The 11,442-nt window shown below is 54.5% G+C and carries 10 protein-coding genes; 4 read left to right on the top strand and 6 right to left on the bottom strand.

The annotated features are described in order from the left end of the window. Positions 1-272 precede the first annotated feature (272 nt). The 6 genes from ACZ5C3_RS23035 to ACZ5C3_RS23010 form a co-directional block, all read right to left on the bottom strand. Positions 273-683, bottom strand: coding sequence for a Zn-ribbon domain-containing OB-fold protein (locus ACZ5C3_RS23035; protein WP_464033328.1), 411 nt, complete (start codon positions 681-683; stop codon positions 273-275). Between the two features lies 1 nt (position 684). Next, the gene (locus ACZ5C3_RS23030) at positions 685-1,848 is read right to left on the bottom strand and encodes a thiolase family protein (protein ID WP_464033326.1); all 1,164 of its coding nucleotides are present in this window, start codon (positions 1,846-1,848) and stop codon (positions 685-687) included. A gap of 13 nt (positions 1,849-1,861) precedes the next feature. Continuing rightward, positions 1,862-3,412: a class I adenylate-forming enzyme family protein gene (locus tag ACZ5C3_RS23025; protein WP_464033325.1), complete on the bottom strand. Its 1,551-nt coding sequence runs from the start codon at positions 3,410-3,412 to the stop codon at positions 1,862-1,864. A gap of 266 nt (positions 3,413-3,678) precedes the next feature. Further along, positions 3,679-5,466: an FAD-dependent oxidoreductase gene (locus ACZ5C3_RS23020; protein WP_464044294.1), complete on the bottom strand. Its 1,788-nt coding sequence runs from the start codon at positions 5,464-5,466 to the stop codon at positions 3,679-3,681. Between the two features lie 88 nt (positions 5,467-5,554). Beyond that, the gene (locus ACZ5C3_RS23015) at positions 5,555-6,631 is read right to left on the bottom strand and encodes a maleylacetate reductase (protein WP_464044293.1); all 1,077 of its coding nucleotides are present in this window, start codon (positions 6,629-6,631) and stop codon (positions 5,555-5,557) included. Between the two features lie 92 nt (positions 6,632-6,723). Continuing rightward, positions 6,724-7,599: a LysR family transcriptional regulator gene (locus ACZ5C3_RS23010; protein WP_464033323.1), complete on the bottom strand. Its 876-nt coding sequence runs from the start codon at positions 7,597-7,599 to the stop codon at positions 6,724-6,726. Between the two features lie 82 nt (positions 7,600-7,681). On the opposite strand from ACZ5C3_RS23010, the gene ACZ5C3_RS23005 reads away from it, so the two are divergent. From ACZ5C3_RS23005 to ACZ5C3_RS22990, 4 genes are all read left to right on the top strand, one after another. Then, on the top strand, positions 7,682-8,881 hold the full coding sequence (locus ACZ5C3_RS23005; RefSeq protein WP_464033321.1) for a muconate/chloromuconate family cycloisomerase: 1,200 nt from the start codon (positions 7,682-7,684) through the stop codon (positions 8,879-8,881). Positions 8,882-8,901: 20 nt separating this feature from the next. After that, positions 8,902-9,603 carry a dienelactone hydrolase family protein gene (locus ACZ5C3_RS23000; RefSeq protein WP_464033319.1) on the top strand — a complete coding sequence of 234 codons (702 nt, stop codon included), beginning with the start codon at positions 8,902-8,904 and terminating at the stop codon, positions 9,601-9,603. A 15-nt stretch (positions 9,604-9,618) separates the two neighbouring features. Beyond that, entirely contained in the window at positions 9,619-10,368 is a 750-nt protein-coding gene (locus tag ACZ5C3_RS22995) for a dioxygenase family protein (RefSeq protein WP_464033317.1), read from the top strand. 161 nt (positions 10,369-10,529) lie between these two features. Then, positions 10,530-11,315 carry a Crp/Fnr family transcriptional regulator gene (locus ACZ5C3_RS22990; protein ID WP_464033316.1) on the top strand — a complete coding sequence of 262 codons (786 nt, stop codon included), beginning with the start codon at positions 10,530-10,532 and terminating at the stop codon, positions 11,313-11,315. Positions 11,316-11,442 lie beyond the last annotated feature (127 nt).

The raw sequence follows: 11,442 nt of genomic DNA, 5'->3' as shown, positions 1-11,442 counted from the left end.
GTTGAGGTCGTGCACGAGGCGCTTAGGGCGCTGGTGTCGCCAGCGACAACTCCTCGACGCTGGGCAACCTGATCGGCGAACTTGTTACTTCAGGCACATCGGCGCGGGCGTCAGCGGTGTCACCGTGCTGAGCGGGCGGCCCGCCGCGACATCCGAAGGCGAGTTCTCCGATGTGACGCGCAGCTACGTCGGCAAGGGCGTGCTGCGTTACAACTCATCGGCGTTATGATGAGCTTTGACCTGTGCGGGCTTCACTCCGGCTCGCTGCCGAATTAGACATCGACGCTCTTAAAAGCAGGCCACGACCGGCCATCTTCAAGCAGCTCCCAGCTCACAACAACTGCCATACCTTGCTGCAATTCTTCTTTGCCGACATACCAGCTTAGAAAACGAAAACCTTCGTCCATATCGACGAGTGTCGGTCGATGAAAGACACCGTTGTCTGTAGGTGCACCATTCTGAATGATCCAGGAATGGACACGGCCTCTGCCAATAGCTTCACGCCAACCCAGGTTTCGTGAACCGGTGTACTGGCTGACCGGTCGCGGCGGATGTTGGAAGCGACATGTATCAAAGCAGTATTGCACGAAAAGCTTGCGCTCGCGCGCACCGCTCCAAAAGGGAGTCGTGTCGATATAGCCTACGAACGCGGCTTCGGGCCGAAGAAGTTCAGGAGACGCCATCCTACGATTCCAAAACCATGACAGAACTTGTCAACCAGTTTCCTGCGTAAGGTATTGCCCCTATACCTGTAACCACAGCGTTGCTAGGCGAAGGTATTTGACGCGCACCTGCCTCGCCAAATAGCTGACGAATAGCTTCGACCAGGATCAACCCGCCTGCCGAAAGACCCGGCTGGCCGGCTGAGAGTTGGCCGCCACCTGTATTGAGCGGCAAATCGCCCTTTGCGGAAAAATCGGTCGCAAGAACATAATTGGATCCGCTGCCGCGATCGCAAAACCCGAGCTGCTCGAGCTGAAGGAGCACCGCAATTGTAAAATCATCATAAGCCTGAAGCATGGAAACCTTATTGGGAGTGAGTCCCGCGCGTTGTAATGCCTTCGGGCCTGCCACCGAAAATCCCGTATCGAGGACGTCTGGCATCGCCTCTGCTGACCGATGGCCTGTCCGTTCAGAATAGCTCGCGATCCGCACCATCTTTCTACTGAAAGTCCGCGCGCGCCGTTCGGTCGTGAGCATGATCGCGTTGCCACCATCGCAAAACATAACGCTGTCAAGCATGCGCAATGGATCAGCAACCAGACGCCCTTCAAGATACTCACGTTCGGTAAGAGGGCGCCTCAGCTTGGGCAGTGCATTATCGTTAAGAAGTGCCCCCTCGCGCAGTGCAATTGCAATTTTCCCGAGGGCGCGTGGATCAAGCTCGTATCGCGTTTCATAGGCGCGCAACAAAAGACCAAACGCATCCGGAGGACGCCGGATTCCGGCCAGGTCCAGAAACTGGGTACGGTAACTGGCAAATTTCAAGTTGAGCGCGCTGCTTGGTGCATCAGCACTGAGTACGACGGCTATCTCACACTGGCCGCCCCGCAATGCAGCTGCTGCAGCCGCAACGCCACTGAGAACTGATGAGCCACCGATGTTTGTCGTTTGGAACCAATCAAGCGACAGGCCAAGTACCTCGGCAAGGTCGGATGTGTGAAAAAGATGCTGGCCCTCGCTTAATGAGGCGGTGGTGCAAAAGCCATCGATCGCGTCCTTCTCTACGCCCGTGGATTGAAGGAGATCGGAAAAGACTTCGCCGGCCAAGTCATACACGCTTCGCAATGAGCGAAACGAATTTCTCAACTCCGAATATCCGACGATAACGATGTCATCTGCGGCCATAGGTGATGCCAGCCTACTTGGAGGCGCGCAGAGCTATGCGAGAGACTTTGCCAGTCAAACCGAGCGGCAACGCGTCAATCCAGTGGAAAACTTTAGGCACTTTGTACCCGGCCAAGTGACGGTGTTGGCGCAGAAACTGACTAAGCTCGTCAGCTTCGGGTCGCTCACCGCGCACGACCATATAAGCCTCGATACGCTGTCCCAACTGGACGTCGGGTTGACCCACGACGGCGCATTGCGCAACAGCTGGATGTGTAAGCAACGCATGCTCGATTTCTTCGCTGTGAACCTTCATACCGCCGGTATTGATGACGTTATCGAGGCGGCCCAATACATAAAGATGCCCATCAGCATCCAACCGGCCGAGATCACCGCTGCGCCACCATCCGTCGATGAACTTCTTACGGGTCATCTCAGGATCCTTCCAATAACCAACAGCAGTCGCTGGGCTTGACAGGAGGATCTCGCCGCTCTCACCCACCGGAAGCTCGTCGTCGAATTCGCCACCGGGCGAGACAATCTTGATGTCAATGCCTACCAAAGGCCGACCGCTTGAACCGATTTTACCGCGCTCCGCCAGCTCCTCAGGCGTTACGGAAAAACAAGTACTGATGAAGGATTCCCCGGCTGCGTAGAAACACCGAATTGTCTTGCATACCCGGCCGTACATTTGACGGACATCTGTTTCCGAAGGCGCTTCGCCCGAAACGGCCGCAAGCTCCAGTGACGACAAGTCGTATTTTTCCGGTCCGGCCTCAAACAGCATTCGCAAAATTGTGGGAACTGACGGTGCGAAAGTAATACGCTCGCGCTGACAAGCCTCCAGGAAGTCCGAAGCCACGAAAAGTTTGCCAAAGCAAGCTTTGGCAGAGGCGGCAATGAAAGGAAGAAGGATCAACGTCCAAGCCGCAAAGGACGGGTTGATGTAAAGCAGGATCGAGCTCTTCGCGGTTATTAAAGCCAAAGCGGTTTGTCCGCTCTTGGAGCCTTCCAGCAACGTTTCTTGCGTGTGCATCACGCCTTTGGGACTGCCGGTACTTCCCGACGAGAGAACAATCGCTGCAATGTCGCTCGGTTTCGGACGTTTCGCCGCAACGTCGAACGGCGAGCACGTTGCAATTATCTGGCTGTAATCGGTGTTAGCCCTTCCGCGCACACCAAGGCTGATGAGCTGAATAGGTTTGCCAAGAGCGGCGACGGCAGCGAGTGCTTCGGTTTCTAATTCAGGATCATAGACAAGTACTTTAGCATCGAGCCAACCCAGCACTTCCCCGAGACGTTTTGAGGTCTCACGAACATGCAGGTTGCATGCAATCCGGCCACTCAAAGGTGCCGCAAGCCACGCTACGGCGTGACGCGCAGAGCTGCGGCACAAAAACGGAATGACCTCACCCGGTGCGACGCCAAGCTCAGAAAAGCCTTGCGCCAATCGTAGTGCCTCATCCAGCACCTCGAATCCCGAAATGCGATGATCGTTATCGACAAACATCTCATCTTTGCCGCGCCACTGCGTGGCTCGAATGAAGAGGTCGCTGACGGTTTCGATAAAGGGAGTGCGCAGCATTGACGAATACCTGTTTCCCACCTGAAGAGCTGCTCGTTACCTTATCCAGGTGCAGCAAAATGCAGACAACCAATCGCGGGATCGATCGGCGCTCTGCATAAGCGCCGATCGAGTCCGCAAGAAGTTGCTTCCCGGCTGCCGTCTCTCGTTGAATGAAGATCGGTCAGCATTTTTATGTTGCAGAAATCGTGCAAACGGTCGACAAACCTGTCCAATACCTTTTCCAGGAGCCGCCGATACAGAAAGAGTATGGCGGATGGACGATTTTATTCCGCAGCGACGCGTTGCTTCGATGATAGCCCGAGGATCTTCCCAAATGCAGAGAGGAGGTCATCGGTTGCTGATTTCGACAACGTCTTCGAACGCCAGCCAACGATTAAATCCGGTCGCACCAAGAGGGCTCCATCTTCCTCAATCTCGCGCAAGTGCGAAAAGTCGCCGTAGATATCCTCGTAGTCGCGACCTGGTCCGATAATTACGACATCAAGGTCAATCCCGTAAGCTTCTCGCACCTGGTAAGCTGCGGCTTCCCAAGCCTCCCCCCCAATTCCGGTCAGCAATGTAAAGCGGCCCTTGCCGCAAAGGTCGAGTGTTGAGATGCGATGGCCAGCTTTTGTAACCAGCCAAGCATGTGGCACCGGGGCACCGGGACGGCTCGAGTGTTCGTGATAAAGTTCGGGATCACGTTTGAATTCCGGATTGGGCGTGCCATCGGAAACAATGGCAGCTGAAGCGTAACGCTGGTTCATTTCAACGCCATGTGCATTGTAAACGTAATGCGTGTTGTCGATCGCGTTGATGAGTGCGGCGCGTTGTTCCGCCGCCTTTGGCGTCGTCGCCTTACGCGCCGCCATGTTAGAGACCATTTCCTGCGGCGACTTGGCGTCGAGAAGACCGAGCGCCTTGAAGATCGGCGGAAAATCGCCGAGGCTTTTGTTGGCTCGTTTCACGGTCTGCTTGGCAACCGGCGTTCGCTCTGGATCGTATGTCGAAAGCAGACTTGGGGCAGCCTTACCCTTAAGGACAAGCGCGAGTTTCCATGCGAGATTGTACGCATCCTGGATGGATACGTTTGAGCCGAGACCGTTGGTCGGTGGGTGGCGATGAATGGCATCGCCCATGCAAAAGACACGCCCTTTCGAAATGGAAGTTGCGAACATATCGTTTACGGTCCAAAGCGAAGTGGCTTCGATCTTAACCGGGACCGAGTTATCGCCGATCATGTTGTGAACGATTTCCTTGGCGAATGCCTCAGTCATTTCGGGGGGGCCCTGTTCAATATCGTAGCCCCAAATCGCCAACCATTTATTCCAAGGGCGGACCATGCGGACAACGCCAATGCCAAGGCCTCCTGTGCTGGAGCCTGGCTGTATAACCCAATACAGAACGCTGGGACGATGCGCAGCAAAGCGCGAAAGGTCCGCTTCGAAATGAACGTTGATCGATCCGGACACACCCATTTTACCTTCCAATGGAAGGCCCGCGTCGGCGAGTACTTTTGAATTCGCGCCGTCGGCTCCGATCAAGTATTTGCAGCGAATGTTGTAGGTCTCACCAGTTAATCGATCTCGTACGCTGACAGTGACACCTTTGGCGTCCTGCTCGTGATCCAAATATTCGGTGTCAAAACGAACCTTGGTGCCGCGCTTCGCCGCAGCATTGATAAAAATGGGCTCGAGAAGATGTTGCGGCAGGTCGCACATCTTTGTCGGACTGGCGAGTTCGAAGTCGGTCCGGCGCGCAGGATGGTTGCCCCAAGTTTTGATGCGACCGAGCTCTTCCCCAGCAAGGCTCGTGCAATAGGTGTTTTCGCCCATCAACTCTTGGGGCGATGCGGCTTGCAACGCTTCTGCTTCCAGACCCATGTCACGGATGATTTCCATCGTGCGCTGATTGGTGATGTGTGCGCGTGGAGTTGGTGCGGTCCAGCCGAACTTGTTGATGACAAGAGCGCGCACGCCGTAGGTGCCGAGCAAGGCGGCCGACGCAGCGCCAGCGGGTCCTGTTCCAACGATCAGAACATCGATCTCAAGCGCCATTTTATTGCTATCCATGGTTTCCATCCGAATACTTTTTAGTTGCCTAAGCAGGCAGCTCTGGCTGCCTGCTGGTTAGAAAGTGAATTTCAAACGCGCTCCAAAACTAATCTACATAGGAGCAATGGTCCGGACGAACGCCTGACCACGCATTGGCGATCAGTCGACGTAAGAGTGCCGGTTCGATTGGCCGAGGATTGGCGTAGGGATTTGCCAAAGCAATTTCCACCGCACGATCGATGCCATCTTCAGGCATGCCAAGGTCTTTGAGAGCCGTCGGAGCGCTCGCTGATTGCGTTAAATCAAAGACACGTCCAGCCACGCCTTCGCCTCCCAAGGCACGCTTTAGTGCTGCGATGGCATCACGCGTTGCCGGTGCGTTATATGCGATCGCGTGGGGGAGGATGATGGCATGCGTCTCAGCGTGGGGAAGACTGAACGATCCGCCGAGCACGTGGCAAAGCTTATGGTGGAGAGCCAGGTTGCTGGTGCCAAGACACACTGCACATAGCCACGCTCCGTAAAGTATATCGCTTCGGGCCTCTATATCTTTCGAATTTTTAGCAATGATCGGTAGCCCTCGGTAGAGGGCCGCAATGCCTGCTTCAGCCATCATGGACAAGACTGGATTTGTGTTCGTTGCATAGAGGGCTTCAACCGCATGAGCCATTGCGTTGACTGCGCTGACCACCGACATCTTTGCAGGCAAGCTGAGGGTTAGATCGACGTCGTAGATTACCGTTTCGGGCAAAACCTTTGCTGTCCGTTGCGTTGTCTTTATGCCGTTCTCGGTCTGGCCAAGGATAGGAGTCATCTCAGATCCAGCATAAGTGGTCGGGATCACGAGCTGCGGCAGATCGGTGTGTAGAGCAATGGCCTTGCCAAGGCCGATCGTGGAACCGCCGCCAATAGCGACGATGCCGTCGATTTTCATTTGCTGAACGATCTGCAACGCTTGATGCGTCACCTCCAAAGGTGTGTGCATCACAGCGCCATTGAACGTTGCACCATGAGCGCCGCGCAGTTGTTGCGAGATCCTCTCAGCTTCGGCTGATTGTTCAGCCGTAGAAAGGATGATCACTCGCTTGGCGCCGAGCCGTTCAATTTCAGCGCTTACTTGGCCAACTGTCCCGCGACCAAAAATTACGCGTGAGGGCAGGCTCTCATAAATAAAAGGGATCATCGGTGGGTTCCTCGCAATCATCAAGATTGCCCGGAGCCCTTGCATCGTCAAATACTAACGATGCGTCGTGTCGATACCTAATCCGTATGTCTTCAACGTGGGATCGTATCGAGGAATGCGTTAACGACAGCTGTGCGTCCTTCTTTCAGAAAGACGCAGCTCACCGGGGAAACAGCAGTTGGATCATCGATCAACGCCGATTCAAGTTCCGGCCAATTCAATTTTGCGACGGCTTCTGGGATGACACAGATTGCATCGCTTATCATTGTCATTGCAATAGCCGCGAAGACGTCTTCCGCTGCTTCGATTTTCGATGGACGCACGCCCACGCGACCGAGCATTTCTAAGACCTGGTCGCCAAAACTTGGGCGCCCGCCTCGGGGAAATATAACGATCGGTTTTCCTTCAAGCTCAGCTAGAGTAAAGGAGCCCGTAGATGGTTTGGGCAAAATTCCAATACGTGCCACGGCGAAGAGGCGCTCGACGCTTACGCAAACCGTCTCAAGATCGAACTCACTTAAATAATAGCGAGCGAAACCGACGCCAAGGCGGCCATCGCGAATCTGATCAAATTGTTCGCGCTTCGTTGTGCGCCGGAGTTGCACCGAGACATGTGGTTGGACTTCCTGGAAACGACGGATCGCGTGGGGCACAGCCGAGTGAATGGTCGCTCCATAGTAGCCGACCTCGAGGTGTCCAATCTCACCACGATCCGCAGCTCGACACTTATCCGACGCCACCTCAGCGAAATGCACTAAACGATGCACATCGGTAAGGAAGGCGCTACCGGCAGCCGTCAGCTGTACGCCTTTTGACGAGCGATGGAATAGTTTCGCGCCCAGTTCGTCCTCAAGCTGGCGAATCTGCCGCGTTAAAGGCGGCTGCGAAATGTTCAGGCGCCGGGATGCTGCTGTTAGGTTTCCCTCCTCGGCGACCGCGATAAAGTAGTTGAGCTGTCGAAATTCCATCAAAAGCTCCATACGGTTTGAGTATCGTTCACGCATCTATATGGTATTTTTCTTTTGATATCGACCCTCCTATCAATTTGTTATGAAAACATTGAGTTCCACTTCGTCAGCACACCCCATCAATCGCCGCGCCTCTGTGGGCGCCGATAGCAAAGAGTATGAGATTGACCGGGTCGAAACGGTAATTGTCGATCTGCCGATGCGTCGGTCGCATTTCCACGCCAGTGGCACCCATGCCGGCCAAAGTCTGGTCATCGTGACTATTGGTACAAAGGGAGGGGCGGTTGGCATAGGCGAGGGGGGCACTCCTGGTGGAACGGCTTTTTGGGGCGGTGAGTCCGTCGAGACCATCAAGCTGATGATCGATCGCTACCTCGGCCCCGCTATCATGGGCCGCAACGTTTTCGCGTATGAAACTCTATTGACGGCGATGGATCGCGCCGCGAGCCATAATCAATTCGCAAAAGCGGCAGTCGACGTCGCTCTCCATGACTTGGTGGGCCGTCTCCTCGATATTCCAGTGGCGTTCCTCTATGGCGGTCGCGTACGTGAAAGCATACCGGTGCTTTGGGCGCTGGCGGCTGCGACGTTCGAGGCGGATGTTGAGGATGCAGGACGTCAGCTTGAACAGCGATATCATCGCTTCTTCAAGATCAAGATTGGAAAAGGTGATCCGAGTGCAGAAGCGCAACGAGCCATAAAGACGGCTGAAGCCATTCGAAAAATTTCCAATGAGGCGACTTTCAGCGTCGATCTCAATCAGGCGTGGGATGAGCCGACTGCGGTCACGCTATTGCCTCGATTCCAGGACGCAGGCTTTTCGCTCATTGAGCAACCCGTATCCCACTGGAATGTCGCCGCCATGTCCCGTCTCGTCGCGCGGCTCGACATGCCAATCCTTTCCGACGAAAGCCTTTGGGATTTTCACGATGTATTCGACGCGGCTGCGCGTCGTTCGACAGATGTTTACGCCGTTAAAGTTGCTAAGGGCGGCGGCATTCGGCGGGCTTACAAGGGAGCCGCAGTTGCGGAGGCTGCCGGTTTACCGCTTTACGGTGGGATGGCACTGGAAAGCTCGCTCGGTACTGCCGCTGGGTTGCAACTCTTCAGCGCTTTGGCGGAGTTGCCTTGGGGTTGCGAGTTGATCGGTCCGCGGCTCTTGGCGGAAGATCTCACCACTGAACCCACGGTCTATCGCAATTTCGAGGTTGTCGTTCCCGATGGTCCTGGCCTCGGTGTCACCGTCGATATGGATCGTGTGACTCACTTTACTCGCGCTTGATTTCGGCCCGAGGAGCGCAAATGTCGAACTTGAACCAAGCTATTTCAGGATCGGACAAATCATTTGGCGGCTATCTGACCGGCGTCGAAGCTGAGCCTCGGCCAGGCATCGTGCTTCTGCAGGAGATTTTCGGGGTCAATAACGCGATGCGGATGGCTGCGGATGAGTTCGCAGGCGAAGGTTTCGTCGTTCTCGTGCCCGATCTCTTTCATCAAATTCGCCCGGGTATCGAGCTTGGTTATAGCGAAGAAGATCGGGAAACCGCGATTGGCTACTGGCAGTCGCTCGTTGATGAGAAAGTTCGCCGTGACGTAGCAGCAGCTGTTGCAACCTTACGCGAACACCCTGCTTGTAACAGTCAAGTCGCTATCGTGGGCTTTTGTCTTGGCGGAAAACACGCATTGCTTGCTGCCCATATGGGCATCGCCGACGCAGCCGTGTCTTTTTATCCGGTTCAAGCGCCGTCGTATGAGGCCGAACTGCGAGATTTACGTTGTCCAGTGCAAGTTCATGTCGGCGATGATGATCCCCATATTCCCTTGGAAGCGCAGGGCGTTCTTAAGATGGCCACGGCAAAGCCACCGCATGAATATAAACTTCACCCAGGTGCCGGACACGGGTTTTTCAACAAGGTGCGTAGCTTCGGCTTCCACCCCCAAGCAGCGGCACTGGCCTACACCCAAAGTGTCGAATTCATCAAAAAAGCCCTGAAGAGCAAATAAAAAGGACGTTCCGCCATGAACAAGCGTCTTACGAAAATCGTCCAAGATTTGATTGCTGCAGCCGGAAAGGTTCTCGCCGAGAACAATGTGACGCGCGAAGAATATCGGCAAGGCATTCGCTATCTCGCCAAGGTCCAAGCCGACAAAGAACTTCCTCTTCTGATCGACGTCTTCCTAGAGCACTTGGTCATCAAGGCTGAAGACAAACGAGGTCATAATTCGGCTCAAGCGATCGAGGGTCCTTATTTTATTGAGGAGGTTCCTTGGGTTGAGGGTGCATTGAAGATTGCGCCTGAAGATAAGGGCGAACCTCTCATCGTGCAGGGCAATGTCAAAGCACCAGACGGTGCACCGGTCGAAGACGCCACAGTGTTTGTTTGGCATTCAACGCCGGATGGCGCCTATGCGGGCATCCACAAGGGAATTCCTGCTGAATTTTACCGTGGTCGATTGAAGACAGGCACTGACGGAAAGTTCGAAATCGCGACGACATTACCGGTTCCTTACACCATCCCAGATAAAGGACCGGTAGGAGCGCTGATCACGATGATGGGTCATCACACATGGCGACCTGCTCACGTCCACTTCAAGGTTCGCAAGGATGGTTTCCGCGAATTTACCACGCAGGCCTATTTCGAGGGTGGAAAGTACGTCGATGACGATGTAGCTGGCGGCATCGTGGATGCTTTGATTTTTCCCATTCAGCAGGAAGGCAAGAACAAGGTCTTGAAGGTCGACTTCGTTCTCGATCCAAAAAAATCATAACGACTGTTACGAACGGTGAGTGAAGAGGGCGAGACAGTCGCTGTTTAAAATGAAGCGCATGTTCACGAGGAAAAGCACGTGAGTACTTTGGTGCGAGACACGCCAGGTGCTAGAGACTTAAGTGCATTCGCTCGTGAATACGTCACCGCGAGGACGAGATCATGACAGCGAGATTGCGTCACGTCGCTCAACGCGCGGGCGGAACTGCCATGCTTAATAAGCCAACTTCATTTGAGTCCGCGCGAAATTGCATTCTGAAAGGCCTTCCCCTTTTGGATTTGCAGGCGATCGCTCCATTTCTGCAACCGATCGCGTTGGATGAACGCGTCGTGTTACAAGAACTGAACAAACCGATTGAGTATGTGAGCTTCATTGAGTCTGGTATCGTATCGCTGACAGCGTTCGCTGCTGGCACGACTCTCGAAACAGCACGTGTTGATAATCGTGGGGCGGTAGGCGCATCGGTCGCGTTATGCAACGAAAGATCGATCTGTCGCGCGACGGTCCTCGTCCGGGGAAGGGCGCTTCGAATCCACATCGATGATTTGCAACGCCTCATGCGCGAGAGGCTGCAGATACGAGACGACCTTTTGCGTTATATGCAAAGTCTCATGATTCATAGTTCACAAACAGCTCTTTGTGGTGTTCGGCACGGCTCCGAACAACGACTTGCCTCATGGCTGTGCATGGTTTGTGATGCCCTTGACGACAATGTCGTTCCGATTACGCACGATCATATGTCGGCCATACTTGGACTGCGTCGCGCCGGCATCACAGAAGCTCTGGCTCGATTTGAAGAACAGGGAATCGTTCGCAAAACGCGTGGCGAGTTGCAGGTTCGCGATCGAAAACTGCTTCAGCAGAAAGCCTGCAGTTGCTACGGCGTTATTGCTAATGCTTATGATCGTCCACCATCCGAAGTGTCGAATGTTTTGCGATTACGTTGAGCGTCGGCTGTTAATCGGCTTGCAAATTTGACTCGGTATCGGCGTCGAATCTTTACCATTTGAACGGTGGCTACGGCAGTTACCGCGTGCTCTGCTTGCTAACGCATGGGATGTCGCATCACCAAGG

Source organism: Afipia dichlorophenoxyacetatis (assembly GCF_055386385.1).
The sequence above is the reverse complement of the archived record's forward strand: the minus strand, read 5'-3'. Positions and strand labels throughout refer to the sequence as shown.